Source organism: Dactylococcopsis salina PCC 8305 (assembly GCF_000317615.1).
Classification (GTDB): domain Bacteria; phylum Cyanobacteriota; class Cyanobacteriia; order Cyanobacteriales; family Rubidibacteraceae; genus Halothece; species Halothece salina.
Map to the genome: position 1 here is coordinate 2,714,407 of NC_019780.1, position 26,989 is coordinate 2,741,395.

At 43.0% G+C, this 26,989-nt stretch carries 33 protein-coding genes and 3 pseudogenes; 12 read left to right on the top strand and 24 right to left on the bottom strand.

What is annotated here, in order from left to right; all coding sequences use genetic code 11:
* Positions 1 to 31: 31 nt before the first annotated feature.
* The 11 genes and pseudogenes from DACSA_RS13065 to DACSA_RS13115 form a co-directional block, all read right to left on the bottom strand.
* Positions 32 to 241 carry a type II toxin-antitoxin system HicA family toxin gene (locus DACSA_RS13065; protein ID WP_041235490.1) on the bottom strand — a complete coding sequence of 70 codons (210 nt, stop codon included), beginning with the start codon at positions 239 to 241 and terminating at the stop codon, positions 32 to 34.
* Entirely contained in the window at positions 202 to 483 is a 282-nt protein-coding gene (locus DACSA_RS13070; RefSeq protein ID WP_015230210.1) for a type II toxin-antitoxin system HicB family antitoxin, read from the bottom strand. The genes DACSA_RS13065 and DACSA_RS13070 overlap by 40 nt, the downstream gene beginning before the upstream one ends.
* A gap of 111 nt (positions 484 to 594) precedes the next feature.
* Positions 595 to 780, bottom strand: a complete 186-nt coding sequence (locus DACSA_RS13075) for a type II toxin-antitoxin system HicA family toxin (RefSeq protein WP_015230211.1) — start codon at positions 778 to 780, stop codon at positions 595 to 597.
* Positions 777 to 989 carry a type II toxin-antitoxin system HicB family antitoxin gene (locus tag DACSA_RS13080; protein ID WP_015230212.1) on the bottom strand — a complete coding sequence of 71 codons (213 nt, stop codon included), beginning with the start codon at positions 987 to 989 and terminating at the stop codon, positions 777 to 779. Before DACSA_RS13080 ends, DACSA_RS13075 begins: the two co-directional genes overlap by 4 nt.
* A 196-nt stretch (positions 990 to 1,185) precedes the next feature.
* Positions 1,186 to 1,599: a DUF1636 family protein gene (locus DACSA_RS13085; RefSeq protein ID WP_015230213.1), complete on the bottom strand. Its 414-nt coding sequence runs from the start codon at positions 1,597 to 1,599 to the stop codon at positions 1,186 to 1,188.
* 27 nt (positions 1,600 to 1,626) lie between these two features.
* A complete protein-coding gene (locus DACSA_RS13090) occupies positions 1,627 to 1,881 on the bottom strand; it encodes a hypothetical protein (protein ID WP_015230214.1) in 255 nt (84 codons plus the stop codon).
* Between the two features lie 62 nt (positions 1,882 to 1,943).
* On the bottom strand, positions 1,944 to 2,429 hold the full coding sequence (gene hisI / locus DACSA_RS13095) for a phosphoribosyl-AMP cyclohydrolase (protein ID WP_015230215.1): 486 nt from the start codon (positions 2,427 to 2,429) through the stop codon (positions 1,944 to 1,946).
* Between the two features lie 158 nt (positions 2,430 to 2,587).
* Positions 2,588 to 3,229 carry a GTP cyclohydrolase I FolE gene (gene folE, locus DACSA_RS13100; RefSeq protein ID WP_015230216.1) on the bottom strand — a complete coding sequence of 214 codons (642 nt, stop codon included), beginning with the start codon at positions 3,227 to 3,229 and terminating at the stop codon, positions 2,588 to 2,590.
* A 120-nt stretch (positions 3,230 to 3,349) separates the two neighbouring features.
* Positions 3,350 to 5,046: pseudogene (gene thrS, locus DACSA_RS13105) on the bottom strand (threonine--tRNA ligase).
* A 325-nt stretch (positions 5,047 to 5,371) separates the two neighbouring features.
* On the bottom strand, positions 5,372 to 5,641 hold the full coding sequence (locus tag DACSA_RS13110) for a type II toxin-antitoxin system HicB family antitoxin (RefSeq protein ID WP_051017317.1): 270 nt from the start codon (positions 5,639 to 5,641) through the stop codon (positions 5,372 to 5,374).
* Positions 5,641 to 5,841 (bottom strand): type II toxin-antitoxin system HicA family toxin, encoded by a 201-nt coding sequence (locus DACSA_RS13115; protein ID WP_015230218.1) that lies wholly within the window; start codon positions 5,839 to 5,841, stop codon positions 5,641 to 5,643. Before DACSA_RS13115 ends, DACSA_RS13110 begins: the two co-directional genes overlap by 1 nt.
* A 283-nt stretch (positions 5,842 to 6,124) precedes the next feature.
* On the opposite strand from DACSA_RS13115, the gene DACSA_RS22590 reads away from it, so the two are divergent.
* Positions 6,125 to 6,250 (top strand): hypothetical protein, encoded by a 126-nt coding sequence (locus tag DACSA_RS22590; RefSeq protein WP_269544599.1) that lies wholly within the window; start codon positions 6,125 to 6,127, stop codon positions 6,248 to 6,250.
* Positions 6,251 to 6,380: 130 nt separating this feature from the next.
* On the opposite strand, the pseudogene DACSA_RS22890 reads toward DACSA_RS22590, so the two are convergent.
* The 5 genes and pseudogenes from DACSA_RS22890 to DACSA_RS13135 all read right to left on the bottom strand — a co-directional run.
* A pseudogene (locus tag DACSA_RS22890) lies at positions 6,381 to 6,530 on the bottom strand (helix-turn-helix domain-containing protein); the annotation flags it as partial.
* An 85-nt stretch (positions 6,531 to 6,615) separates the two neighbouring features.
* Positions 6,616 to 6,975 carry a cyclic nucleotide-binding domain-containing protein gene (locus tag DACSA_RS19940; protein WP_156800792.1) on the bottom strand — a complete coding sequence of 120 codons (360 nt, stop codon included), beginning with the start codon at positions 6,973 to 6,975 and terminating at the stop codon, positions 6,616 to 6,618.
* A 55-nt stretch (positions 6,976 to 7,030) separates the two neighbouring features.
* A complete protein-coding gene (locus DACSA_RS13125) occupies positions 7,031 to 7,855 on the bottom strand; it encodes a metal ABC transporter permease (protein ID WP_015230219.1) in 825 nt (274 codons plus the stop codon).
* 131 nt (positions 7,856 to 7,986) lie between these two features.
* Positions 7,987 to 8,757 (bottom strand): metal ABC transporter ATP-binding protein, encoded by a 771-nt coding sequence (locus DACSA_RS13130; protein ID WP_015230220.1) that lies wholly within the window; start codon positions 8,755 to 8,757, stop codon positions 7,987 to 7,989.
* 9 nt (positions 8,758 to 8,766) lie between these two features.
* The gene (locus tag DACSA_RS13135; protein ID WP_015230221.1) at positions 8,767 to 9,894 is read right to left on the bottom strand and encodes a metal ABC transporter solute-binding protein, Zn/Mn family; all 1,128 of its coding nucleotides are present in this window, start codon (positions 9,892 to 9,894) and stop codon (positions 8,767 to 8,769) included.
* Positions 9,895 to 9,958: 64 nt separating this feature from the next.
* Here DACSA_RS13135 and DACSA_RS23090 point away from each other — a divergent pair.
* Positions 9,959 to 10,244: pseudogene (locus DACSA_RS23090) on the top strand (FAD/NAD(P)-binding protein); the annotation flags it as partial.
* Positions 10,245 to 10,280: 36 nt separating this feature from the next.
* Here DACSA_RS23090 and DACSA_RS13145 read toward each other — a convergent pair.
* Positions 10,281 to 11,372, bottom strand: coding sequence for an ISAs1 family transposase (locus tag DACSA_RS13145; RefSeq protein WP_015228074.1), 1,092 nt, complete (start codon positions 11,370 to 11,372; stop codon positions 10,281 to 10,283).
* 146 nt (positions 11,373 to 11,518) lie between these two features.
* Here DACSA_RS13145 and DACSA_RS18345 point away from each other — a divergent pair, with 146 nt between their 5' ends.
* Both DACSA_RS18345 and DACSA_RS18350 read left to right on the top strand, forming a co-directional pair.
* The gene (locus DACSA_RS18345; RefSeq protein WP_051017319.1) at positions 11,519 to 11,998 is read left to right on the top strand and encodes an FAD-dependent oxidoreductase; all 480 of its coding nucleotides are present in this window, start codon (positions 11,519 to 11,521) and stop codon (positions 11,996 to 11,998) included.
* Complete coding sequence (locus DACSA_RS18350) at positions 11,998 to 12,324, top strand: hypothetical protein (protein WP_051017320.1); 327 nt, start codon at positions 11,998 to 12,000, stop codon at positions 12,322 to 12,324. The genes DACSA_RS18345 and DACSA_RS18350 overlap by 1 nt, the downstream gene beginning before the upstream one ends.
* 102 nt (positions 12,325 to 12,426) lie before the next feature.
* On the opposite strand, the gene DACSA_RS13155 is transcribed toward DACSA_RS18350, so the two are convergent.
* Both DACSA_RS13155 and DACSA_RS13160 read right to left on the bottom strand, forming a co-directional pair.
* Positions 12,427 to 13,485, bottom strand: a complete 1,059-nt coding sequence (locus DACSA_RS13155) for a WD40 repeat domain-containing protein (RefSeq protein ID WP_015230222.1) — start codon at positions 13,483 to 13,485, stop codon at positions 12,427 to 12,429.
* Entirely contained in the window at positions 13,482 to 14,453 is a 972-nt protein-coding gene (locus DACSA_RS13160) for a CobW family GTP-binding protein (RefSeq protein WP_015230223.1), read from the bottom strand. The genes DACSA_RS13155 and DACSA_RS13160 overlap by 4 nt, the downstream gene beginning before the upstream one ends.
* A 174-nt stretch (positions 14,454 to 14,627) precedes the next feature.
* On the opposite strand from DACSA_RS13160, the gene DACSA_RS13165 reads away from it, so the two are divergent.
* The 3 genes from DACSA_RS13165 (at position 14,628) to DACSA_RS13175 (ending at position 17,242) form a co-directional block, all read left to right on the top strand.
* Positions 14,628 to 15,362, top strand: coding sequence for an ABC transporter permease (locus tag DACSA_RS13165; RefSeq protein WP_015230224.1), 735 nt, complete (start codon positions 14,628 to 14,630; stop codon positions 15,360 to 15,362).
* A 123-nt stretch (positions 15,363 to 15,485) separates the two neighbouring features.
* Entirely contained in the window at positions 15,486 to 16,232 is a 747-nt protein-coding gene (locus DACSA_RS13170; protein ID WP_015230225.1) for an ABC transporter ATP-binding protein, read from the top strand.
* A gap of 5 nt (positions 16,233 to 16,237) precedes the next feature.
* Positions 16,238 to 17,242, top strand: a complete 1,005-nt coding sequence (locus tag DACSA_RS13175) for an ABC transporter substrate-binding protein (protein ID WP_015230226.1) — start codon at positions 16,238 to 16,240, stop codon at positions 17,240 to 17,242.
* A 182-nt stretch (positions 17,243 to 17,424) separates the two neighbouring features.
* On the opposite strand, the gene DACSA_RS13180 is transcribed toward DACSA_RS13175, so the two are convergent.
* Together DACSA_RS13180 and DACSA_RS13185 are read right to left on the bottom strand one after the other, a co-directional pair.
* A complete protein-coding gene (locus DACSA_RS13180) occupies positions 17,425 to 17,676 on the bottom strand; it encodes a type II toxin-antitoxin system RelE family toxin (RefSeq protein WP_015230227.1) in 252 nt (83 codons plus the stop codon).
* A complete protein-coding gene (locus tag DACSA_RS13185; RefSeq protein ID WP_015230228.1) occupies positions 17,669 to 17,917 on the bottom strand; it encodes a hypothetical protein in 249 nt (82 codons plus the stop codon). The genes DACSA_RS13180 and DACSA_RS13185 overlap by 8 nt, the downstream gene beginning before the upstream one ends.
* 274 nt (positions 17,918 to 18,191) lie before the next feature.
* Here DACSA_RS13185 and DACSA_RS13190 point away from each other — a divergent pair, with 274 nt between their 5' ends.
* Entirely contained in the window at positions 18,192 to 18,788 is a 597-nt protein-coding gene (locus DACSA_RS13190) for a Uma2 family endonuclease (RefSeq protein WP_015230229.1), read from the top strand.
* Here DACSA_RS13190 and DACSA_RS13195 read toward each other — a convergent pair.
* The 3 genes from DACSA_RS13195 to DACSA_RS13205 all read right to left on the bottom strand — a co-directional run bounded on the left by DACSA_RS13195 (position 18,785) and on the right by DACSA_RS13205 (position 22,242).
* Positions 18,785 to 20,377 (bottom strand): iron uptake porin, encoded by a 1,593-nt coding sequence (locus DACSA_RS13195; protein WP_015230230.1) that lies wholly within the window; start codon positions 20,375 to 20,377, stop codon positions 18,785 to 18,787. The two genes, DACSA_RS13190 and DACSA_RS13195, sit on opposite strands and share 4 nt — an antisense overlap.
* A gap of 446 nt (positions 20,378 to 20,823) precedes the next feature.
* On the bottom strand, positions 20,824 to 21,456 hold the full coding sequence (locus DACSA_RS13200) for a Uma2 family endonuclease (RefSeq protein ID WP_015230231.1): 633 nt from the start codon (positions 21,454 to 21,456) through the stop codon (positions 20,824 to 20,826).
* Between the two features lie 153 nt (positions 21,457 to 21,609).
* Complete coding sequence (locus DACSA_RS13205) at positions 21,610 to 22,242, bottom strand: Uma2 family endonuclease (RefSeq protein WP_015230232.1); 633 nt, start codon at positions 22,240 to 22,242, stop codon at positions 21,610 to 21,612.
* A gap of 388 nt (positions 22,243 to 22,630) precedes the next feature.
* On the opposite strand from DACSA_RS13205, the gene DACSA_RS13210 reads away from it, so the two are divergent.
* Genes DACSA_RS13210 through DACSA_RS13225 form a run of 4 tightly spaced genes read left to right on the top strand, consistent with a single transcriptional unit; the run spans position 22,631 to position 26,984 of the window.
* Positions 22,631 to 23,968: a nicotinate phosphoribosyltransferase gene (locus DACSA_RS13210; RefSeq protein ID WP_015230234.1), complete on the top strand. Its 1,338-nt coding sequence runs from the start codon at positions 22,631 to 22,633 to the stop codon at positions 23,966 to 23,968.
* The gene (locus tag DACSA_RS13215; RefSeq protein WP_015230235.1) at positions 23,961 to 24,566 is read left to right on the top strand and encodes a nicotinate-nucleotide adenylyltransferase; all 606 of its coding nucleotides are present in this window, start codon (positions 23,961 to 23,963) and stop codon (positions 24,564 to 24,566) included. Before DACSA_RS13210 ends, DACSA_RS13215 begins: the two co-directional genes overlap by 8 nt.
* Positions 24,548 to 25,279 carry an NUDIX hydrolase gene (locus DACSA_RS13220; protein ID WP_015230236.1) on the top strand — a complete coding sequence of 244 codons (732 nt, stop codon included), beginning with the start codon at positions 24,548 to 24,550 and terminating at the stop codon, positions 25,277 to 25,279. Before DACSA_RS13215 ends, DACSA_RS13220 begins: the two co-directional genes overlap by 19 nt.
* A 13-nt stretch (positions 25,280 to 25,292) precedes the next feature.
* Positions 25,293 to 26,984: an NAD+ synthase gene (locus DACSA_RS13225; protein WP_015230237.1), complete on the top strand. Its 1,692-nt coding sequence runs from the start codon at positions 25,293 to 25,295 to the stop codon at positions 26,982 to 26,984.
* Positions 26,985 to 26,989: the final 5 nt, after the last annotated feature.

Sequence of the window (26,989 nt, forward strand, 5' to 3'; positions counted from 1 at the left end):
CATCGGGAGGAGGGTCTAGGGTTCTACACTCTTATAGATTCTCGATAAAATCCTCAGCCTTTACTTGTGCTTGCTTGAGAATCCCACTTAATGTACCAACTTTTAATTCGCTATGTAGGGGAACAACACATCCCACTTTACCCTCTTCAGTATTTTTCTTCATCACAACATGACTGCCTGTTTGTCGAACCTGCTTGAATCCTAAGCGTTCCAGTACCTTGATTGCCTTCTTGCTAGAGATTCGTGGTAACTTAGAGCCTTACTAACTTCTATGGTAGTGAAAAATTTGGGAGAACTCTCAGGCAAGGGAAACTCTTCCAAATAGAGTCGTGTTGCTTCTTTCAGCCCATTAATCGCTTCCTCCATTGTCTCTCCTTGATCAACTGTTCCTACCTCTGGACATTCAGCGATATACATTTCATCTTCTTTATAAAGAATTACTGTAAAACTGCGAGTTTTGGTGTGCTGACCCTCATTTGTCATCGGAAACAACCTCCATTGATTCTATTTGCAAGATCGTAAGTTTCTTGAACACTCATCTTTTTAATAGTCCCTCTTTGTCTAGCTTTTGCTTTTCTTCTTGACCAAAGTTATCTATGGCGGTGGAATATCCAAGTCTTTACAAATTTTCTTAGCTAGAATGTCTCTGATCTCTCGATGACGAGGAATAGTCGTTTTCGCTTGGGTTTTTGGATTCCACCAAATTGAGTGCTTACCTCCCTCACGTAATAATTCACATCCCGCTTTTTGAAGGTAACGGATCAAATCGTTTCGTTTCATGTAGTGATGAAAACTTCTTCGTAGTTGTCTATTGCTTCTCTACGGGCTTCCTCGCGATTTAATTCCAGAATATCTTGTAGAGCTTCTCGTAAACTTTCAATCAGTTCCTCTTTAGTCGCTTCCTGAGCGTTAACCCCTTTTACTTCTTCGATCCATCCAATCCACCAATCGCCATCTTTTTTAAGAATTGCTGTAAATTGAGTCGCCATAAATCATGATATTTAAAAAAAGCTGTTCTAATTATAGCAATTCCCACTAAACATGAGGTTCAGCGTAAGTGATTTATAATACTAGATTATGGCAAGCTCTTATCAAGAATCACGATCGAGCCATCCGTTGACTATGACACCCACTTCTCTTAAAACAAAGGCAACCCCTTGTGGTTGGAGTAATTCCTCGATCGCGTCAGCAATTTGAGCCGTTTGGGGCGATCGGAGTCTTCAAAGGGGGTAAGGGAGGAATACGGGCTAAAATTCCTTTTTGTAAAACTTCTGGGCGGTCTTGACGTTTAATGAGTCCATCATTACTAGCAAAGTATTGTTCGGCAAATCTCAATATAGAAGAGGGACTGGTTATCGGTGGCAAATCACCAAACATCAAAGTAGTTTTATTGGGTGCAGCAAAAGCCACAGCACAGGGACGATTACAAGCACTCAGACAACTAACTTCTTGAATGATAAATTCATCTTTGTATTGCCAGTTTGCTCGTAATTCTTTTAAGCGATCGGATAAATGTTTTCCGCCTCTTTGTCCTAAATAATCCTTTTGTTGAAGAGAGAAAGCACAGGAGCTACAGACAAATATAGTGTGTTTGCTCATCTTAATTAAAGTTTGATATTTTACTATTTATTGTTCAATTAATTGCTCTATATCCGTTCGCTCTATTTCAGCTATTGATTTATGAATTTTGTATTGTTTTGGAGCTTCCTCCATGATGACAATCGCTGTTTCAATGGGCGGACAACCTGGTTCGTGACAGGTTAATTGATTTAAAGAAATAGTGACTGTTTCGTCTAGACTTAAAGTTTCAGTTAGCCAAGTTTTGATTTGTTTTACCTTTGCAGAATCGGCTTTTAAATTAGTTCGAGAAAAGAAATCCATTAGCTTTACCAGGGCAAATTGGGCAGACTAAATTTTTTGTTAATTAAAGCGACTCGCTAAATTTACAATTGTGTCGGGTTGAGCGCATCACTATAAACTGTTTTCGGGTCAAATGTTTTCTCCTCTTCCGTGAACACTAACTGAATTGGTTGCTGGGAATCAGTAGCACTTTTTCCCGTAGCAATACGGCGATAAAAACAAGAACGATAACCTACGTGACAACTAGCTCCTGAACCAGCCACTTTAACCTGCATCCACAGACAATCTTGGTCGTCATCAATCGCTAACTGCTGTAGTTTTTGCACCAGTCCACTAGATTGACCTTTATGCCATAACTGCTGACGACTACGGCTATAATAATGAGCCTCTCCCGTTTCAATGGTTTTAACTAACGCCTCTTCGTTCATATAGGCGTGCATCAGCACTTCTCCCGTGTTGACATCGGTGGTAACTACTGGAATCAAACCATTGGTATCAAATTTGGGAGCAAGTAAGAAACCAGACTCAACCTGTTCTACGGAAGTGCGGGCGGTAAATAGGGGATTCATATTTTCTTCGCGCTCTCTGACTCCTGCGGGAGAGGAAAGCGCGTCCTCCAGTTTGTGTGTTTACAATTAACGGTGAAAGATAGGAAGGAAAAATAGGTAGAGACATGGAGTGTGAGTGGTCTCTACCTATCAGCACGCGAAAAAAAAGAGGATTAAAACTATCGGAAGTTTTGGGGGTGTTGAATCAGACTCATAAATTCTTGTCGCGTTTTTGGATCGTCGGCAAATACCCCACGCATGGCACTAGAAACTGTCCAAGAGCCTGGCTTTTGCACGCCTCGCATAACCATACACATATGGGTTGCTTCGACCACAACTGCTACTCCTTTGGGTTGGAGTAATCCCTCAATCGCGTCAGCAATTTGAGCCGTTAAGCGTTCTTGGACTTGCAAGCGTCGCCCATACATTTCGCAAATCCGTGCTAACTTCGATAATCCGATCACTTTTCCGTTGGGCATATAAGCAACATGGACGCGACCAATAATGGGCAGAATATGGTGTTCACAAGAACTAAATAAATCAATATCTCGAACCAAGACCATCTCATCGGTATCTTCGTGAAAAACCGCCCCATTGAGTAAGTCGTCTATGGATTGATGATAGCCAGAGGTTAGGAATTGAAGGGCTTTAACCACTCGTTTCGGAGTATCGAGTAATCCTTCGCGATCGGGGTCTTCTCCTAATCCTAGCAATAAAGTGCGGACAGCTTGGCGCATCTCTTCTTCAGAGACCACTGGCTGGGCTTCGGTTTCTAGAGAAGGTAAAGCAGGAGATGGAGATTCTTGGGTTGATAAAGTCATAAAGTCTTCTTCAAAAATAATGGTATTGACAACGATTCATGGAATCGAGTGGGTCACGTTCTTCTACAAAAATGATAATCATTATCATTCTAAGCTAAAATTCCTAATTCTGCAATTCAACTAAATTGGCTGGCTCATTTTTGCCACCAGTTCAGCGACAGAAAGAGTTCCTAACTCCCCTTCTTTGCGAGTGCGGACACTTAACATTCCACTTTCCACCTCACGCTTACCGATGACTGCTACCACTGGAATCTTTTCCATTTCAGCAGTCCGAATTTGTTTCCCAAGCCGATCGCCGCTGGTATCAACTTCAATGCGAAATCCTTGCTGTCTCAACTCCTGAGCAACCTGATCAGCATAATCTCGTTGGGCATCACTAACGGGGAGTAATCGCACTTGTGTTGGTGATAACCATAAGGGGAAATCTCCAGCATAGTTTTCCACTAAAACCCCAAAAAATCTCTCTAGAGAGCCAAAAATGGCGCGATGAATCATAATGGGACGTTGGCGCGATCCATCATCTGCCATGTAGCTAAGATTAAACCGTTCTGGTAGGTTAAAATCAACTTGAATGGTGGAACATTGCCAAAGCCGACCAATGGCATCTTTAATCTTTAAGTCAATTTTCGGACCATAAAAAGCCCCGCCCCCTTCGTCTAAAACATAATCCCAACCTTTGGTTTCTAACGCCTGAACAAGAGAATTGGTGGCTAACTCCCACCCTTGATCTGTTCCCACTGATTTACTGGGTCGAGTGGAAAGGTTAATTTCATATTGAGTAAAGCCAAAGGCTGATAAAATTTTCTCTGTGAGATTTAGCACGCCTAAAATTTCATCAGTCACTTGTTGAGGTAAGCAGAAAATGTGAGCATCATCTTGTGTAAAGCCACGAACCCGCATTAAACCATGTAAGACACCTGAGCGCTCATAGCGATAAACGGTTCCCAACTCTGCCCATCGTATCGGCAATTCTCGATAAGAACGTTGCTGAGTTTGATAGGTCAGCACATGGAAGGGACAGTTCATGGGTTTAATTTGATATTGCTTCTCTTCAATTTCCATCGGCTTGAACATATTGTCCTGATAGAAATCAGCGTGTCCAGATGTTTTCCATAACCCCAAACTAGCCAGATGAGGCGTGTAAAGTAACTCATATCCTCCATCAAGATGAGCTTTACGCCAATAATCTTCAATTGCTGTTCCATAAATCCGTTGCAACTGAGGATTATTTTCGTTACCGCGCCAATAAGCGCTTTCTCTACGCTTTCTAAGGCAAAAGCATTGGGATTAATTTCTCCAGTAAAGGTCACATGAGGTCCTTCACATAAATCCCACCAGTAATCGTGATTTTTGGGTTTAGCTTGAGGAGGAACTGACTTAAAGAGAGAGGGTTCTCCTTCTGTTACAGGAACAGAATCAGGAAAACCGATATAGTACCGTGTGACGGGTTCGTCTGTGGGAATACTTTCTAGAATTTCTAATTTGTAGGGTTCTCCCAGTTCTTCAATTTCAGTCCGCATCTCTTCCCGAGAAACTTCTTCACGAACAATGGGTAAATTGGCTCCAACGATCCGTCGCATTTCTGCTTCAATTTGACTCAGGTCTTCTGGCGTGAACGGTTGAGTTCGATCGAAGTCGTAATAGAATCCTGTTTCTGTCCAGGGTCCAATAGTTACTTTGGTTTCTGGGAACAGATTTTGCACTGCCATTGCCATAATATGGGCGCAAGTATGACGACGAATGCGTAACAGGGTTTGCGGATCGCTTTGAGAAATTGGCTCTTGGACGGATGACTGTTGGTGAATTTGACTGACCATGAGAAATGTTACTGATTTAAATGCTGGATATTTACGCTGACCAACGGTCAGAGCAGGCGCCTTCCGTTTAGGAAGGCGCCTGCTCTGACTTGAGTATCGCGATCGCGTTTAGTTAACTTCAATGACGACATTGCTAGTATAATGATAATCATTATTAAAATAACACAGAATCGTAACGTAGATGGGAATAGCATCAGCCTGTAACCGATAACCGTAAAGCATTGCCATGCCAAGCAGAAGTTCTGTTTCTGATTCTGCGATATATCAGACAAGCCGTGCCAAGCGCATCACGATTGATCTAGACGACATCTGATTCCTTGTTCCTTTACGCTGCTATCCGTGACTCGGGCTCTTGCACTTCAACATAGGCGAACACCAACTCCCGAAGTTCGGGATTATCCAAATGGTATTCAATTGATTGACTCTCAGGTACGACTTGCCCGACTTCTCGATAGGTTTCTAAATTAATCTGAATGGCTTCACGGGCTGCTTGTTTTGCTGCTTCAATCGTGTCTCCATAGGTTACGATCGCTAAATCGGGTACTTGCACAGCAAATCCAGCTTCAGTTTGCTCCAGCATGATGAGATAGCGCATCACTTGACCTCTAGTTTAATTTTCTTCACGGTGTTAACTGCCCGTCCGATCGGAACGTCTTTCTGCGGATGCACAATGGTAACCACAAACCGACTTTCCTGGTGCTTAAAGTTATGATGGTCTCCTTTGACACTGACCAGTTCCCAGCCATATTCTTCAGCCAGCTTTATCAACTCTCGACTGGTGTACCGTTTGGGCATCGGTCAAATGAGAAAGTTAGTAGCCATTGACAATAATTGAATTTTATCATCTTTGAACATAGATTTTAAAATGTTAAGTTTTACAAATATCTGAATCACCCCCATTCGTATAATATTCCATTGATTGTAACTCCCGCAATAACAGCAGCAATCATAATACCTAGATCGTCTTGCGCGATCGAATCTTCGATTCGGGGCAAGTTGCCATCGCGGGAATTAATCTGTTAACAACCCTAACAATTTTCAGATTCAACGTCGTTGTCGTCGCAAAATTAACCAAGTCATGATCGGTGCGCCTAACAGTGCTGTCACTGCATTTAGAGGCAAGACAACATCCCGACCTGGCATTTGCGCGATTGCGCTCCGCGCACCGAGCGCTGCGCTCGATCGAATCGGCAAAGAGGGCTAAAGTTGCTCTCATTAGGGCATTTGCTGGAATTAATAACTGGTGATCTAAGGTGCGAAACAAACTGCGACACAAATGGGGAACTGCAATATACCTTGTTTTGAAAACTTTTGCAAATTCCCACCATATTTAATCATCGTTTGACCACAAGACAATTGCGACCGAAACGCTCAATTACTCCTTGTTGTTCTAAGGTTTTTAAAAGGCGGGTGACTGTCACACGGGAACTACCAATGGCATCAGCAAGTTCTTGATGAGTTAACTTGAAACAGATTTGCCACCCTTCTTTTACGGGTTGCCCAAACTTGCGGGCTAACCAAAATAAGAATAGACGTAACCGTTCTTGTAAAGGTTCACAGCGACCCCCCTTACATCCCCCCTACTAGGGGGGAAAGAGGGGGGTCACTTTGCTGACAGCGCTGAGATAAACACTCTCCCCAACTCGACCACAGCGTCGCAGGAACTTGTTGTGCTTCTACAGGGGTGCAACATTCTACCTGATAGGGAGAAACCACTGATAAGGCTTGACCAACTAATTCTCCTTTGCCCCAATAGCCCAAAATAATGGTGTTTCCTTGCTCATTCCAAGTGTAAGTTTTCACGACTCCAGTTTCAATCAGCCCAGCCCAATTTTTCCAAATTGGTAGATGCTGTCCTTGTATGAAGCGTGCTTGTTTCGTGAAACTCAATGGCTGTGTAGGGAAAGGGTTTTGCTCGGCACTCATCATAGTAATTAGGAATTTTTTTCAATTATTTCTATTTTACACTTAAATTAAAGATTCGTTAAGCTCTTCTCACTGCGATCGCGCTCAAAAAGACACCGAACTGAGTGGCGACAATACTCGGACCCGAAGGTAAATCAAACAGCGCAGAGAGGATAATGCCCAATAGCGCACAGAACACCCCGAAACTGGCAGAAAACAACACATAATGACTAAAACCGCGACTCAATAATCGTGCTGTACAAGCGGGAATCACCACAAAAGCACTGACGAGTAAAACGCCTACTGCTTTGATGGAAACGGCGACAACTAAAGAGAGGAGAACAATAAATAAGGTACGATGAAGGGAAACGGAAATGCCCCGCGCGATCGCGAGAGATTCATTTAAAGTCAGTAACAGTTGAGTCCGCAAGGTTAAACCAATAAAAGCCAGACAACACAGCAAGAGGAAACCGCTTAATATTAAATCCCTTTCTCCCACAGCGAGAATATCCCCAAAGAGTAAACTGTTGATGCTTCCTTTGTACTGATCGACAAAACTGAGAATAATAATCCCCACAGCTAGAGAAGAGGAATAAACGATATTCAGTAACGCATCTGTCCAGAGTTCTGTCCGTTGCAAAAGATAGGCAATACCAAACGCAAAAATGACTGCAAAGGGTAACAAAATCAGGGAGGGATTCAACCCCAACAGTAACCCCAGACTAATCCCCAAAAGTGCCGAGTGTCCTAAAGCATCACTGAAGAAAGACAACTGTCTTAAAATCGTGAAACTGCCTAAGATTCCTCCCATTAACCCTGTGAGAACACCACCAATCAAGGCGCGTTGCATGAAAGGAAATTCTAATAACCCTAAAGCGCGGGTGATTTCGGTTTCTAAAATCATTGCTTATACCATTTCTAAAAAGTCAAGTACAGTTGATCCGCGCCTTCGGCAAGCTCAGGGCAACGCCTTAGCCCCCCTTAGTAAGGGGGGTTGGGGGGATCACAATATAGCGCAAGTTGATTAAAATGGGATTATTCCCTGCAAGAATGTTGATAACGGACAAACTCTTCTCCATAAGCCAAAGCGAGATTTTCTGAAGAAAGGGCTGATTCGGGAGAACCTTGACACAAGATATTGCGATTAAAACAAATCACGCGATCGCAGTGTCGTCTGACCATATCTAAATCATGAGAAATCTGTAAAATTGCCCAATCCTGTTCTTTTTTGAGTTGATACAGTAACTGGTAAAAGTCTGATTCACCGCGAAAATCCAAGCCTGCGGGGGCTTCATCCAAAATCAACAAGCGTCGTGGGCGTACCAAACAGTAAGCGAGTAACACCCGCTTCGTTTCTCCCCCAGAAAGTTCACTAATCGGTTTATGGCGAAGAGAAAGACCCTCAACTCGGCTTAAGGCTTCTTCCACAGCAAAGCGACATTGTTTTTGATGCGACCAAGGAAATTGGAGACTCAAACGATGCCAACCCAACCCCACAAACTCTTCCACCTCAATGGGAATCCGTTGATCGAAGCCGAAATTCTGGGGAAGATACGCCACTTGTTGACGCACTCGCCCATCTAACTTTCCTTTGCGCGTCAGAGGATGTCCTAAGATATAGACTTCCCCGCGATGACGAGGTAAAATCCCCAAAATAGACTGGATCAGCGTACTTTTTCCCGCGCCATTGGGGCCGATAATTGCCGTGTCAGTTCCTGCATTTAAGGTCAGAGAAACTTGTTCCACAGCAGGAGTTTTTCCGCGATACACCGTTAAATCTTCAATTTCTAATACTGGTTGGGACATTCCCCACTCCTAAAATCTTACAGCGACGGGTGAAACATCTCCCTTTTTTTCTGGTAGCAAACTCGACTGATTGTTCTGTTTTAACCCAGTGACTAAATTATTGACATTTTGGCGCATCACTTCAAGATAATATTCAGGTTGCAGCGCCTCGGAACTGCCAGTTTCAATGGGATCAAAGACGCTAATACTGACATCGAGGTCTTTGGCTAAAGCAGAAAAAGAATTCTCTCCCGCTTGCGGTTCACTTAATAGGGTTTTAATTCCTTTGGCTTTGACGGTATTAATGACAGACTTTACCTCTTCAGGAGAGGGGTTTTCTTCTGGGATATCAACAAGGAATTGTGATTCTAAGTTGTAGCTTTCAGCAAAGTAGCTGGCGAAGTCATGGAAGGTAATAAAGGTTTCTCCCGCATGAGGACTTAGCTTCTCAGAAATCTCTTCATCCAAGGCTTTGAGTTTTTCGAGATAAGCATCGGCATTTTCAGTGTAGATGGCTTCTCCTTCTGGATCAATGGCAATGACGCGATCGCGGATGTTTTTCACTTGTTCCATTGCGCGTTTCGGATCGAGCCAAACGTGGGGGTCAAATTCTCCATGATCGTGGCTGTGACCGTGTTCTTCATGATCGTGGCTTTCAGTTTTTTCTCCATGATCGTGGTCGTGATCATGATCGTGGTCATGATCATGATCTGAATGATCGTGATGATCATGACCGTCCTCTTCTCCATAAGCAATGGTTGCGACCCCTTCACTGGTGTTAATAACCACAAGATCGGGATTATTCGCATTAGCGATCATATCCTCTAAAAAGACTTCGAGTTCTAAACCATTTTTCACCAAAACATCGGCGTTGGCAATGGTTTGGACATCAGTAGGTTTCGCTTGATAATCGTGAGGTCCCGTATTGGTGGGCAGTAGTTGGGTCACTTCCGCGCGATCGCGCACTACTGCTTTGGTAAAGTGAGTCATCGGCAAAAAGGTGGTTACAATCTGCAACTCTTCTTGGGATGTTGCTTCTGCTGTTTCATTGTTCGTTTCTAGGGATTCATTAGGAGAAGTAGCAGTGGGACCACAGCTTCCTAAGCCCAACGCCAGGAGACTTGCGAGAAGGAATGACGATCGATGCTGGAAAAACATAACTGATCTTGTCTCTTGTATGATAATGATTATCATTTTAGTATAAGAACTCTATTTTGTCATAATGAAGACCTCGATCGATATCGCCATTATTGGCGCGGGACCCCAAGCCTTAACCCTTGTCACACATCTGTTACAGAAGAAAAAGTCAATGAGGAATCGTTTGATGGTTTTCGATCCCTCAAAGGAGATGGATGCAGCAGTGGTATCATCAATTTAGTGCGTTTCAGATTCCTCATCTGCGATCGCCCTCTCCCCATCATCCTCATCCCAACCCGCAAGCCCTCCGCAACTTTGGCGAACATCGTCGCCATGAATTTTTTCCGCCCTACGATTTACCTGGAACTCAACCCCCCTCTGTCCCCCCTATTAGGGGCAGGGCTGTTTCATTCTATCAAAATGGGTAGTAGCCAAAGCCTCTCTCCAAGCCATCTTCGGGCTTCAGTAACTGATAAAAAGCCTAATAGTCTGAAAAGATTAAGACAAATGGTTTTTAATACTGAAAAGTTGACTGCTGACTGAAGATGGTGTACCGGGGAAACATCTTCAGAAAAAATAACATCTTTAACCCAATGTAGTTGGTTCTCAATTCCCCAATGTCCCTGAATCTTTTTACTAAAATTTTGAGCCGTTTGGTAACAACTACTTAAATAATAAACAATTTGATGATAAGGCTTATTTTTTCGAGTGCCTTTCCTTTCTACTTTGATAAAACACTGACTACTGATCCAAATTTCTTGAAGAGTTTCTGGAATTCTAAAGACAGATACGGTTCGAGTAACTTGTCGTCCGTGACTCGTTTCTGTTCGAATATCTTCCTGATCAGAAATCTGATTATGAGCGATTTCTTCTAAACGGTTGTACAATTTCGGTTGATTTTTCTTCACCGCAATTACATAATCATTACGAGAGCGATTAATCGTTTTAATTGTTTCTTTTTGACAGTGAACTGCATCCAGAGTCAAAACTTGATTTGATAAAGGCGTGTTATTCACCATCTCTCGAACACAGTAAATTTCTGAAGTCTTTTTATTCTCTAATTTTTCTAGAGCTAAAACTAACCCATTGTCCTGACTAAACCAAGAGACAATTGAAGCAAAATTCTGCTTATTTCCGTAGGTATCAGTTAAAGTTGACTTAATACTTTTACCATCAATCGCGATCCAATTAGAAAGTTCATCTGGGGAAGATAATTGAGCAGCCCATTGGTTAAAAACTTGAATTAAATCATTATTATCTACTCCCATCATGGCTCTTCTAATTGTTGAATAAGATGGCGACTTTAGCTTAGGAGATTTTCCTAAACGAGTGAGGTAGTAATGCTTATTTTTTCCAAAGGCAGCTAAGTCTCGGTAACTTAAGTTACCCATCATTAAACCAAGAATAACAATGAAAAGTACCCACCATAGGGGATGTCTTTGTCCACTGCGATCGCGCCAGTCCTTGACTTGTTTTAAGTAACTGATTAAACTAGACATATCAGAAATTTTTCTAGAAATGCGCGATCGCGCTACTGATTTATTATCGCGATCGCGCTTTACATTTACAATTTTACCCCGAGAATGAAACAGCCCTGCCTATTAGGGGGGATGTAAGGGGGGTTCGCGAAGATTTAATTCAAAACTTGCAGTTACAAAATACAGTATATCCTGCAAGGGTACTAAGTCTTACTCCCCTTCAGCGTAAATTTCAACTGTACCTATCCACAGGAGAAACTCTGACAGCGCGACGAGTGGTTTTAGCAGTGGGGGCGGGAAAACCGATTATTCCAGATTGGGCAAAACAGTTGTCATCTCTACACTTGCGTCATCAGTTGTGCCACAGTAGCCAAATTGATTTACGAAAATTAAGTCTGCGCGGTGAAATAATTTTGATTGTCGGCGGTGGGTTAACCAGTGGACATTTAGCCTTGGGTGCGACCAAGCTGGGGGCAACGGTGATTTTAATGGCAAGGCGCGATTTTCAAGAAAAACTATTTGATGCTGATCCAGGTTGGCTGGGGCCAAAATATCTCAAGGGATTTTGGGCGGAAACCAACTGGTATCAACGCTTTCAGTTATTGCAAACAGCACGAAATGGCGGGTCGATGACTCCCAGTGTGTGATGACCAAGTTACGGCAACAACAGCATCAAGGAAAGGTGATACTATCTCCGCACTGTGAAGTGAAACAAGCGGTTTGGGAAGGGGATTATTGGCACGTTGATTGTAATAATGGTCAGTGTCTGAATGTCGATCGCATTTGGCTAGGAACGGGTCATAAAACCAATGTGGAGGAACATCCTTTACTCTCACTGATGCGGGAAAGATATCCCATCAAAGTGATTAATGGTTTACCTGTTCTCGATTCCCATTTGCGTTGGCAAGGCTGCGAATTGTTTATGATGAGTGCTTATGCTGGGCTACAAGTGGGATCCGAGAAAGAAATATAGCAGGAGCAAGGATGGCAAGTGATTTGATTGTTCCTGCTTTAACCAAAAGTAATTTGGCTTATTCATCTCGATCATAGACTTTAACCAGCTTTAAATCTTCAATTACCCAAAGCCACGTCCGCTTTGGGTTTGCGACCAAAGAAAAACTTCTCCCGCTTCGCTACCAGCAACCAGATGATGACCATGCGGATGCCAACTCAGAGTAGAAAATCCATCTAAGGTCGGGGAAAACGATTGTAGTAGCTTCTGACCGCGATGCCAAAAGTGAAGCCAACCATCTTTCCCCACTGAGGCGAGTCTTAAACTTTGGGGATGAAACGCCATAGCAGCCACTTGTTCTTCATGACTCACCGCTTCACTACTCCAGCCAATGCGTTGATTTTTGCTCCGTTCCCAAACTACAATATCATTGCCACTACTTGCAGCTAACAACGGCGCACCGGCACGATTGGGAAAAGCAGACCAAGCCAGTTGACGGACTTTACCCGTAAAGCCCTGCATCAGCCAAGGATCAGGATTTCCCCATTCCGTAACCAAAAGCGTCTGATCGAGGTTTCCACAAGCCAAATAGCGACTGTCAGGAGACCACTTGACCGCAATACTCGCAGAAGAAACTTCAACCAATTCGGGGTCATCATCCCAGTCTTGAGTATTCCAAACTTGTGTCACCTGATAGCCTCCCACCGCCAGCCATAACCCATCATTGCGCCAATCTAAATCTAGCACCGATGAGGTTTCAAGATTCAGAGTCGTGACAATTTCTTGAGTTATTGCATCCCAAACTTGGCTATACTTTCCCAAGCTGAAAGCAAGCTGATGATTCACTGGATTCCATGCTAAACAATCAATCCACGTAGAAGGATAATCTAGGGTCGCGATGACTTGAGGAGGATCAGAAGACACCTCCCAGATTTTCACCTGTCCTGATTGTCCCGCACTGGCTAGAAATTGACCATCACTAGAGAAGGCGAGACAATCAACTGTATAATCATTGGCGGGTTGTAGGAAAACAGGGACAAAGGAGTTTAAGCTGAAAAGGGCAACTTCTCCAGAAGCAGCACTGACCGCGAAAAAGTCTCCTGTTGGCGACCACGCGATCGCGCTGATATAATCTGATAAAAAACTCTCTCCTCTGGGCTCAAATGCGATACGACTTCTCATTTTTTAATTAAACAGTTTCGGAATCCAGCTTTGAGTGCAGCTTCATCTAAGTTACGTCCGATGAAAACCAGTTCATTTTTGCGGGTTTCGTTGGGAAGCCAAGGGCGATCTGCCTTGCCATCAAACAACATATGCACCCCTTGAAACACAATGCGATTGTCTTCCCCTTTAATATTTAAGATGCCCTTCATCCGAAAAATATCGGGTCCTTGGTTGCGGAGAAGTTCACCGACCCACTGGTCTAGTTTATCACCATCGAGCATTCCCGTCTCATCAATTACCACTGATTTGACCGTCTCATCATGTTCGTGCGCGTCTTCCCCCAAGAAATCGGGATCGACTTCTAAAGCGCGATCGAGGTTAAATGCTTCCACCCCTAAAATATCATCCATTGCCACTTGTGCATCCTGCGTGCGATAAATCTTTGCCATGGCATTCATTCCTCGGATGCGCCCTTCTAAATCTTCCAATTCCGTCAGACTCACTAAATCCGTTTTATTCAGTAAAATGACATCAGCAAAGGCAATTTGTTCTTGGGCTTCTTCCGCATCCCAATGCTGATGGATATGTTTAGCATCAATCAGTGTAATCACTGCATCTAAGTTAGTTTCTGCGCGGACATCTTCATCCATAAAAAATGTTTGAATCACTGGGGCTGGATCAGCAATCCCTGTGGTTTCAATAACCAGATGATCAAATTTATCCCGCCGTTTCATCAAATTGCCAATCATCCGAATCAGATCGCCACGCACGGTACAGCAAATACAGCCATTGTTCATCTCAAAGATTTCTTCATCGGTATCAACCACCAACTGGTTATCAATGCCAACTTCTCCAAATTCATTAACAACGACGGCAACTTTTTTGCCATGTTCATGGGTGAGAATCCGATTCAGTAGAGTCGTTTTGCCAGCACCGAGATAACCCGTTAAAACGGTGACAGGAACAGAGTTTTGAGTAGTAACCATCAGTTCATCCTTGAATTAGTATGATAATCATTATCATTTTAACTCAACTCTATTGTAAAGGGATTCCCATAAATTTAAAATAACATCAGTACCAGATGAAGTTCGACAGCCTGTCTTTTGACGATCGCGCCCCCTCTCCCTTAAGCTGAAATTCGGTTAACCATAAGTGTTGACATGGGGCTAATCTCTTTCATTATCATCCTTCTGCTGTGGCAATGGGCAGCCCAAGGCTACACCAGCGTGATTTTACCCAGCGCGATCGAAGTGGGAATCGCCCTGCAAACCCTCCTCTGGGAAGGGCGAGTGATTTCTGCTGTGGGAGCAACGGTTTTTCATGCCCTCACAGGCTTCGGACTGGCGGTTATAGCAGGAGGACTATCGGGCAGTCTTGCGGGGACACAGCGCCGAATTAAACAAGCTCTCAATCCCATTGCCACTGCCCTTTTAGGGACACCGCCCATTGCTTGGCTGGTGTTAGCGATGGTGTGGTTTGGCTTAGGGGATACCAACTCCATTTTTACGGTTGCCGTTACCGTCTCACCTATCTTATTTACAGCAAGCGCGGAAACCATCAGCACTCTCGACCCTCGCTTGTTAGCTGTAGCACAAGTTTACCAAATGCAAGGGAAAGTTTTGTTTCAATCTCTCTATCTTCCTCATCTCCTTTCTCAACTTCTTCCCGTCATGGTCACAGGATTAGGACTTTCTTGGCGGGTTGCCATCATGTCAGAAGTTTTAGCAACCCCAACAGGCATTGGTGCAGAACTCAATACGGCTCGGGCAAACCTTGATACCGCACAAGTCATGGCTTGGATTGTCATCACCATTATCTTAGTTTTAACCTCCGATACCTTGCTGAGGCAACTGCAAAAGCGTCTTCTCCCTTGGACGGATAACAGTGATCAGTGACCAGTGACCAGTGACCAGTGATCAGTAACCAGTGATCAGTGACCAGTGATCAGTGACCAGTGATCAGTAACCAGTAAACAAACCACAAATGACTAATGACTAATGACTAATGACTAATGACCAATGACTGTACAATTACTCGATCGAATTACTCACCAATACGGCTCGCGACTCGTTTTAGACGAAATCAGCCTCAGCGTTAAACCTAGCCAAATTCTCTGTCTGATGGGGCCCTCTGGCTGTGGCAAAACGACTCTCCTCAATCTCCTTGCAGGGTTAGTCTCTCCCACTGCGGGAAAGGTCGCACCAAGCCTCTCATCTGTTGCTTATGTCTTTCAAGAGCCTTGCTTGTTTCCTTGGTACACCACAGTGGAAAATATTGCCATTGGTCTCAAAGCCCAAGGAGTCAATCAAACACGGCGACTACAAAGAGCGCGTACCCTCGCTGAAAAAGTGGGTTTAGCCGATGCCACTCACCTTTATCCTCAGCAACTCAGTGGCGGGATGAAACAACGGGTCAATCTTGCCAGAGCGTTTGCCATTGATCCCAGTTTACTCTTATTGGATGAGCCATTTAGTTCTCTTGATTTGGGAACACGAGGACAAGCCCAAAAATTAGTCATGAATTGGGTCGCCGAACACGAAACCACCGCTATTTTAGTCACTCACGATCTCGCTGAAGCAGTTCTCATGGCCGATCATTTAATCGTTTTTTCAGCGCGGCCCGCTCGGATGGTTTATTGCTGGGAAAATGAAAAACCGCCTCAACAACGGGATGCTGTTTATATTTATCGGATTTTGGCGCAGTTACAAGCCGTGCCAGAAGTCGCAGCGAGTTTTAGTCTTGAAACACCTCTCTCTCTTTTTTAAGTCTTATGAAATACAATCGTCGCCGTTTCTTACAAATTATGACCGCTAGCGGATTAGTTGTTGCCAGTAGCTGCGATCGTCAAACGCCCCCTTCTCAGGGGGAACAACTCTCTTCTCTAGGGATTGGCGGTTCTCCCATTTTACTCGCCATTCCTCTTGCCTACCTAATTGAAGAAAGCCGTCTCTCGCAAAAAGTCCCCAATCTAGAGTTTATTCCCGTTCGCAACCATGAACAAATGAAAGCCCTGTTAACTTCTGGACAAGGACAAATGGCAGCCAATCCTACTTTACTGTCTGCGGGGCTGTATCAAAAAGAGTTTCCTCTACGGTTGCTTAATGTCATGATTTGGGGCAATATTTATGTTCTCTCTCCAGATAGCAGCATTGCCACTTGGGAAGATTTGCGCGGGAAGTCGGTTTTGATTCCATTTCAGGGCAGTATGCCAGAAATGATCTTCCGTTTTCTCGCTACTCAGTCGGGACTCAACCCAGATGAAGACCTAACCATTGTTTCTACTCAAGATTTTCAATCCACGGCGCAACTGTTGCTGGTGGGACAAGGAGAGGCGGGAGTATTTGCTGAACCTCGCGCTAGTAGCGTTGTGGCGAAAGGAAAGGAACAAAACATCGAGCTTTTTTACAGTTTAGATTTTCGAGAAACTTGGGGAGGCGTAACAGGTCAAACCGCCCGTTTTCCCCAAGCAGGAGTTTCCATCTTAAAGAGTTTAACAGACCAGCATCCTGACGTGGTGGAATTAATCCATGCTGAGTTGCGAAACTCTCTGGACTGGATACAAGAAAACCCCACCGCAGCAGCGGAGTTAGGGTCGAAATATATGGATTTACCGCCAGCAGTGATTGAGCAATCTTTGGCTAAAAATCGGTTTGAATATCTCAGTGCAGCGGAAGCACAGTCAGAGTTGGAAGTGTTTTATCAGTCGCTGATGCAGGTCAATCCTAAACTTTTGGGGGGAAAACTGCCCAACGCTGATTTTTATGTTGAAGGATAGACTGGGAAATAAGGAAAAGAACCTAAATTGTAGGGTGGGCAATGCCCACCATCAGATAGCTTCAGACTTATTACTGCTATCCCACGCTTAGTTAAAATTGGCTTAACTGCCGAACAAATTGCAGAAGCGTTAGACTTACCCATTCAGGAAGTTAAAAAAATTATAGCGAGTTTAGAATAAGCCTATTTATAAATATCGCCACGAGAACCAATTGCGGTAATCACATAAACCTGTTTTTCTGTATCCTCTCTAAACAAAATTCGATATTTACCTACTCGTAAACGCAACTCAGGACGACCTTTTAACGGTTTAATATCTAAAATTGAAGGATTAGAAATTAAAGTATCTAACGCATTCAGAATCCGAATTTGCTCATCAGACTTCATTCGCTTTAAATAGCGCTCAGCTGGTTTTAATAGAATATAATCAAGCAAAATTATCTTCTAATAACTGATGTTTTAATTCTTGAGAAGAAATTCCTTGATCTTTTCCAGATGTATAATCATCCCAGGCAGTTTGACTTTGAATAATTTCCTCAATTGGAATGGTTTCATCTTCTCCTTCAACTTCTACGGGTTGATTAACTAATTCTTTTAAATCGCCCAATAATTTTAATTTCTCAGAGAGGCTAAGAGATTTAATTTGACTGAGTACCTGAATATAGTGATTAGTCATTTTAAACAGTTGTATAACTTTAAGATTACGATATCATAATAACATTTTGGTGAAATAAAGTTAGCCATCCCTAACTATAATGGCAAGACGGGCTATGTTATACCATTTTCAAAAAGTCAGGTTACAGTCGATCCCCCAAACCCCCCTTATTAAGGGGGGCTTAAGTAGTCACTTTGTAGCACTAATTGTTCACGCATGGTATTACCTTAAATCTAAGTAACCTAACCGGATACCTGCTGATCGACTAAAATGTTAGGAAAAGGAAGCTGATGCAATGACCATGCAAAGTATCTCTAATCAATCTCAACTCTTTACTTTAGAGGAGTTTCTGGCTTATGACGACGGTAGTGATCAACGGTATGAACTGGTCGATGGAGAATTAATAGAAATGCCGACAGAGTCCCCTGAAAACTGTAAACTTGCCAAATTCTTAATGTTGGAACTGGCAAAATTTATCTCTATTGCATTGATTAATCTCAAAGATTTAGAAGTCACTGTTACTGGCAAACGTGCGACGGTTCGCTTACCTGATCTGGCAGTTTTAACTGAAGAAGCATATCAAGCCTTAATGGGCAATTCAAGAAACATAATTACTGAAGATATGCCGCCGCCAGCTTTAGTTGTGGAAATTGTTTCCCCAGGACAAGAAAGTCGCGATCGCGATTATCGTTATAAACATACGGAATACGCAGCACGAGGAATTACCGAATACTGGATCATCGATCGCGAGACTCAAAAAGTAACCGTCTGTCTTTGGGTTAACGGCAAATATGAAGATACAGTTTACACAGGGGACACTCCTCTGAAATCAACGGTGATTCCAGAGTTTAACCTTAGTGCGAGTCAGATTTTACGCTTTGCCGAAAATTAAAAAGTAAAAATGGTACGGACTAATCCCACAGTAATCGTGTCATTCTGTCCGTTATTTTCAGGATTAAAAATCACTAAAACCCCAGGCTCAATACTCAAATTAGCATTCACTTGATACCGATAAGACCCTTCTAAGTGAAACGCACTTTCATCGCCAGTGGGGCCGCCATCATTTGCGGTTACTTTGGGCGGTTGACCAATAATAATCCCTGCGCGACTACCCCGATTATCCACATTCGGGAAGGCAAAGGTTAACGCCCAGTTGAAAACCGTTGCCTCATCCCCAGCGTTGACAGGCGTTCCATTCCAACCACTACCACCTGCTTCAGCTTGCGCTTGGGTTAAACCTGCCCACCCCGCAAGGATAAAGTTACGGCTCAAACGAGAGTTTGCTTGCAAGCCAAAATGATTGGCTGAGGTGGCAATCTTCCCGCTAAAAGGGGCGTTGGCGACACGGCTTCCTGTTCCCCCTGAAACAAAGGGTTCTCCCCCTGGATAATAGGCGCGGACATAAGTTAACCCTAAACTGAGGTTCTCGCTGGGGTAAAATGCAAGTTGTCCCAAGGCTGCATAAGAACCGTTAAATAAGCCTTGATTCACATCCGCAGGATTGCGACCGAGATACCCCGCAGAAAGGGTGAGAGCGTCGCTGAGTTCATAGTTGAAGGTTACGCCAGCCCCCGCAGCCCCCTGAATATAAATGGGGTTCATGCGCCCAAAGTTGGAAATTGAACCTTTAACTGCATTGGCGAAAAAACGGTTAAAGTTGTCGATGTGAGCGTTAAAACGTCCCCTGCTGGCATCGATCGCGTAGGAAAAGCGTTCTCCCAGTGCTGTTTTATAAAATAGTTTACCGAGGACAACATTGTTATTCGTATCGCGATCGAAGGCAAGACGAGTCATATTTGTTCCCGTTGTGCTTGGTGCATTAAAACGGGTGACATCTGTAGCATCAAGACGCACTTTGAGAAGATCGCGCCCAGTAAAACTGCTATCAAAATTGAGACGAACGCGATTGTTAAAAACAACTCCTTCATCAATGTCAGGGGCGCTACCAGCATCAACAAAAACAGGAACAGCTTGGTTGCTGCCAATAGCACTATTCAAGGAAAATAGTACTGTTCCTCTGAGTTTGGCTGTGGTGGAAAACTGATTGTCTTCTAAAAAGGTGGTGCGTGCTTCCAAGTTATCCACTCGCGTGCTGAGGGTGGTCAATTCGGCTTCAAAGTCTCTGGTGAGCCGTTGTAGGGTTGCTAAATCTCCTTCCGTTACCTCTGTTGGGTTATTGCTGATCAAATCTTCAATCTGTCGCAAACATTGGTTTAAAGCTGCTGCAAACTCGTAACGGGTGAGAGCGCGATCGCCATAAAAACGTCCATCAGGAGAACCCGCAAGACAACCGTAGCGTTCAATTAAATTCCGTAGTGCTTCAAATGCCCAGTCATCAGGAGACACATCTCGCAGTTCAAAAACATTGTTGATTTGCGAAGAATCATCTCTCAAAGATTGTCCTTGGGCAACGTTCCCCCCATTGAACAAAATCGTCATCATTCCAATAACTGCAAGCCCTTGCTTGCGTAAATCTTGCATCTTTACTCCTCACTTAAGATGATAATCATTATCATACAATAGCAAGAGTTATCTCCCTTGACAACAGGACGGAGTCAGCAGACATATTAGTTGTTTATGTCAAAGATGATGGGAAATATTTATCAGCGGCGATCGGAGCGAGGGGACAAAATGTTAGACTAGCATCTAATTTGACTGGATTTTTTATCTTAATGTGTCGCCAAGTTTATTGTATTTTTTAGCGCAACCATCTACCTCTGTTCAAGGTCAGTCTTCTGTTATTCTTATGCTCGATCGAGGTGACAAAGTTTCCGTCAAAGACTTTAATTTAAATTGATTGAGCGAGCCTATAGCAGTTCTAATTCTTATGTAAAAAGTTGATAAACCGTTCCCCCCCTTCCAAACCGGAGCGAAGTGAGGAGGGTTAGGGGGGATTAATTTACAATTCTTATGGGATTGCTATAGTATTATTGGTGAGCAATCACCCATTTTCTGACGGCTTTCCTAAAAACAATTCTTCCCTGATTACGATATTTTTCTAACAGGTTTGGCAGTTCTTGAATGGGAAGAGACGGAAAAACTAAACTCTGAGTTGTCACTTGATAAGTGGCGTTATTTTGTAACTGATAGATGGTTAATTTTCCTTGCTCATAAGTCCAAATTTCAGGAACACCTAAGCGAGCATAAATGGGAAACCGATTTAAGGATTTGTTGGTTAAATCGACTTCTAACGCCAAGTCGGGAGGGGGATCAATGTCGAGATTGAGTTCTAATTTTCCCCGCACTTTTGCTTCATTTTGGAAATAAAAACAATTGTCAGGTTCGACTCCCGCTTCTTTAAGTTTTCGCTTCCAAGTGGTTGAGCCATAACATTCGTAGTCTTGTTCTAATGTTTCTGCGATATCCTCGATCGAAATACTAATGAGTTGTTTGTAATATTCATGTTCAGGTAAGGGAGTCATTATTTCTAAAGTTCCTCGATCGTAACTTATTCTCGAAACAGATCGCTCTCCAAGTAGGGAAAGTAAACTCTCGAATTGTTCCCAACTGATATTATTTAACACGACACGATCGGCTCTTTTGCTTGTGGAGAGTAACATGGCAATTTCTCCTTAATTGGCACAACAATAATCGTAATCCTCAACGCTATCAATTTCAGTTTGAGAAATACTGATAACTGGTCACTGATTGGTGTTGGGTTTCGCTTCGCTCCACCCAACCTACTTTTGATCATTGATTGAGGGAACCGAGTATTATTGGTGAGCAATCACCCATTTTCTGACGGCTTTCCTAAAAGCAATTCTTCCCTGATTTCGGTATTTTTCTAACAGGTTTGGCAGTTCTTGAATCGGAAGAGACGGAAAAACTAAACTCTGAGTTGTCACTTGATAAGTGGCGTTATTTTGTAACTGATAGATGGTTAATTTTCCTTGCTCATAAGTCCAAATTTCAGGAACACCTAAGCGAGCATAAATGGGAAAACGATTTAAGGATTTGTTGGTTAAATCGACTTCTAACGCCAAGTCGGGAGGGGGATCAATGTCGAGATTGAGTTCTAATTTTCCCCGCACTTTTGCTTCATTTTGGAAATAAAAACAATTGTCAGGTTCGACTCCCGCTTCTTTAAGTTTTCGCTTCCAAGTGGTTGAGCCATAACATTCGTAGTCTTGTTCTAATGTTTCTGCGATGTCTTTAATCGCATCACTAATTGTGTCTATGTAATATTCATGTTCAGGTAAGGGAGTCATTATTTCTAAAGTTCCTCGATCGTAACTTATTCTCGAAACAGATCGCTCTCCAAGTAGGGAAAGTAAACTCTCGAATTGTTCCCAACTGATGTTATTTAATACGACACGATCGGCTCTTTGGGTTGTGGAGACTACCATGCAAATTTCTCCTTAATTGGCACAACAATAATCGTAATCCTCAACGCTATCAATTTAATATGCTAACAATGCGATCGCGGCGAAGGCTTCTGCTGGGGAAAGAGTGATATTATTTTGTCTTCTTCCCCCTGAAACTCGATCGAATAATCCCATTTAATCTTTCTCCTGCGCTGATTTTATAAGTAATGATTCTGCTTCAGTTTAACCTAGTGCAATTGGACATCATATGTGACCCCTTTATAGTTCCCCCAAGATTGGGGGTTAGGGGGCTAAAACTTGTAATTAGTGTTGGGTTTCGCGTGGAGACGTTCCATGGCACGTCTCTACCCAACCTACTTTTTTGGTAAAATTCACTATAATTAGACCAAAGAAATTAAACGAGAATGCAATGTCGCAACCGTCTCTAACTGTTTCACCGCCAGACTATAGTCTCCTCACTGACCTTTATCAGCTAACGATGGGAGCGTGTTATGTGGGGGAAGGAATCGCCGAAAAGGCGGCAAGTTTCGAGCTATTTGTGCGTCGTTTACCTGCTTCCTACGGCTATCTCATTACAATGGGGTTAGCGCAAGCTCTAGACTACCTCGAACAACTACAGTTTTCTCGATCGCAAATCGAACAGTTGCAACAAACAGGGATTTTTGACCATGCTCCCGATCGGTTTTGGTCATTGCTAGCGGGAAAGGTTTTTACAGGGGAAGTGTGGGCAATGCCAGAAGGAACAGCCGTATTTCCCCATGAGCCTTTTTTACGGGTAGAAGCCCCTTTATGGCAAGCGCAACTGGTGGAAACCTATCTTCTCAATACCATTAACTATCAAACTCTCATTGCCACAAAAGCGGCGAGAATGCGAGATATTGCGGCAGACACAGCTACTTTATTAGAGTTTGGCACGAGACGCGCGTTTAGTCCTCAAGCCTCTCTTTGGGCGGCCCGATCGGCGCTTGCGTCTGGATTTGATGCGACTTCTAATGTTCTCGCGGCGCTACAGTTGGGAGAAAAACCTAGTGGGACGATGGCACATTCTTTAGTGATGGCGATCGGAAGGGGAAAGGAGGGAGAAGCGGAAGCATTTCAGGCGTTTAGTCGCTATTTTCCCACGTCTCCGTTGCTGATTGATACTTATGATCCGATCGAAGCAACGAAACGTCTCAAGGAGGCGATCGAAGCGGGAAACCGACAACTTACTGGTGTCAGGATTGACTCTGGTAATCTGGCGGCATTATCTCAAACGGTGCGATCGTTGCTTCCAGATGTGGCGATTTTTGTCAGTGGTGATCTCGATGAATGGGAAATCCAACGGCTGTTAGCAACAGGAGGAATAATTGATGGTTATGGGATTGGCACTAAATTAGTCACGGGTACACCGATTAACGGTGTGTATAAACTGGTAGAAATTGACGGCGTAACCACTCGCAAACAATCCACCAGTAAGGAAACCTATCCTGGACGCAAACAAGTTTTTCGTCATTGGGAAGCGGGAAAAATACAGCACGATCGGTTAGGTTTAATGACAGAATCACCCAAACCAGAAGAAACGCCGCTTTTACAATTAGTGATGAAACAGGGAACAAAACTGCAGCCAACACCGAGCTTAAAAATCCTGCGCGATCGCACTAGAGAATCAACTTTATCTCTTCCCGATGCGGTGCGTCAAATTGATCACCCTGAAACGATTTCGGTTCAACTTTCTGACCAACTTCAACACCTGATTAATAATGACTGATCATCAATCTTTCCACTCATCTTCGATCGCCCTATTTGGAACTAGCGCTGATCCACCCACCCAAGGACATAAAACAATTTTAGAATGGCTTTCTTACCATTATGATCAAGTTGCAGTTTGGGCAGCCGATAATCCCTTAAAATCCCAACAAACTCCTTTAAAGCATCGGATGAAAATGTTGGAGTTGATGATTGCTTCTTTAAATACGTCTAAACATAATGTACAACTTTATAGTGAACTGAGTAGTCCAAGAAGCATCGAAACTGTAGAAAAAGCAGAGGATATCTGGGGGGAAAATGCAGCGTTTACTTTTGTTATTGGTTCTGATCTCGTTACTCAAATTTCCCGTTGGTATGCGAGTCAAGAATTATTACAGCGAGTGAATTTATTAATTATCCCTCGTCCTGGTTATCCTCCCACAGAAAAAGAATTAAAGATACTAGAGGAAATGGGAACAACTTATCAAGTTGCTGATCTCAACGCACCTCCAGTGTCTTCTACAGCTTATCGGGAAAATGGGAAAACAGATGTGGTTGATGACTCGGTAAGAAGTTATATTCAGGAACAAAATTTGTATTCATGGAAAACTATAAATTAGCATCGGTTAAACCTTCTGTAGCTGAGTTTAAAGTGGGAGTCGATAATGTCATTTTTTCAGTGGATACTCAACACAATCGACTTTTAATTTTATTGGTCAAACGCTATAAAGAACCTTATGCGAACTATTTTAGTTTACCTGGAACATTAGTCCGCGTCGGTGAATCTTTAGAAGCGGCGGCCGATCGAACGTTATCGGAAAAAATTGAAGTGGAGAATCTATATTTAGAACAACTTTATACATTTGGAGAACCTGGACGTGATCCCAGAGATCAGAAAAATAATCAAGATCAACGGTATCTTTCGGTGAGTTATTTTGCTTTAGTACGGTATGAAGATACAAATTTAATCACGACAGGAAATCGAAAGGCGGTTTGGCATTTATTGAAGGAAACTCCCCAATTGGCATTCGATCATAATCGCATTTTAGATTATGGTTATCAACGTTTAAGGAATAAATTGGAATATAGCCCGATCGCGTTTAAGGTGCTACCAGAAGCCTTTACTCTCAACGATTTATATCAGTTTTACACCACAGTTTTAGGCGAGCATTTTTCCGATTATTCTAACTTTCGCGCTCGTCTTTTAAAGCTCGGATTTTTAACTGATACAGGGCTGAAAGTCTCACGAGGCGCGGGAAGACCAGCGACTCTCTACCGTTTTGATGAAGATGCGTTTGCATTATTAAAAGATAAACCTTTAGTTTTTATTTGATCAGGAGAAATTAATGAAAATCGCGATCGCTCAACTCAATTCTACCATTGGTGATTTAACAGGAAACAGCCAAAATATCCTCGATGTTGCTCAAAAAGCAGCCGCAGAAAACGTACAATTATTACTAACACCAGAACTCTCTTTATGTGGTTATCCTCCTCGTGATCATCTACTTAATCCCAGTTTTATTAGTCAGATGTCTCAGCAATTGGAGACATTAGCGAAACAGCTTCCTCCTCAGATTAGTGTGTTAGTGGGAGTCGCAACCATCAATCCTCACGCAACGGAAAAAGGGGAAAAACCCTTACACAATAGTATTGCTTTATTAGAAGCGGGAAAGGTGGTCACTTATTTCCATAAACGGTTACTCCCTACTTATGATGTCTTTGATGAAGTGCGCTATTTTGAACCAGGAAAACAAAGCAACTGTTTTGTGATTAAAGTTAACTCAACCGCAGAAAAAAATCTACCGATTACCATTGGAGTAACGATTTGTGAAGACCTTTGGAATGATGATAAATTTTGGGGAAAACGCAACTATCAACACAATCCTTTAGAAGATTTAGCGACACAAGGAGTGGATTTGATTGTGAATTTATCCGCGTCTCCCTACAGTGTGGGAAAACAAAAATTAAGAGAGTCTATGCTGCGTCATAGCGCAGTTAATTATGGCATTCCGATCGTTTATGCTAACCAAGTGGGAGCAAATGATGATCTGATTTTTGATGGGAGTAGTATCGCTTTTAATCGGAAAGGAGATATTGTTTCTCGTGGGAAATCGTTTCAGACAGACTTGATTCTTTCTGAATTTTCAGCCAGTGAAGAAGACTTGAAACCGACTAAAATTGCTGCTTCGATCGAGCAAGAAGATGAGGAAATTTGGGAAGCATTGGTATTGGGTGTAAAAGACTATGTTCGCAAGTGTGGGTTTAAACAAGTGGTGATTGGTTTGAGTGGCGGAATTGACTCTTCTTTAGTCGCTGCGATCGCTCGATCGGCATTAGGAAAAGACAATGTTTTTGGGGTATTAATGCCTTCTCCTTATAGTTCTTCTGGTTCAATTCGTGATGGAGAAAGCCTTGTCAATAACTTAGGAATCCGTAGTCTGACGTTACCCATTGAACCCGCCATGAAAGCCTACGATCAGATTTTAGCACCCCTATTTTCAGGAACAGAATTTGGGGTCGCAGAGGAAAATCTACAGTCAAGAATTAGAGGGAATTTATTAATGGCGATCGCCAATAAATTTAATTATTTGTTACTTTCTACGGGCAATAAATCAGAAATGGCTGTGGGATATTGTACCTTATACGGTGACATGAATGGCGGACTTGCCGTAATTTCTGACGTACCCAAAACAAGAGTTTATTCAATTTGTCGCTGGTTAAATCGAAACCAAGAAATTATCCCAGAAACCGTTATTAATAAAGCCCCCAGCGCGGAATTAAAACCTGATCAACAAGATCAAGACTCCCTTCCTCCCTACGATATTCTTGATGAAATTTTGCACCGTTTCATCCATGAACATCAAGCACCGAAGCAAATTATTGATGCGGGATTTCCCTCAGAAATTGTGAAGAAAGTAACGAATTTAGTGCGAAAAGCTGAATTTAAACGTCGTCAAGCGCCACCAGGCTTAAAAGTAACTGATCGTGCTTTTGGTACTGGTTGGCGAATGCCAATTGCGAGTCGAATGGAACATTAATCATA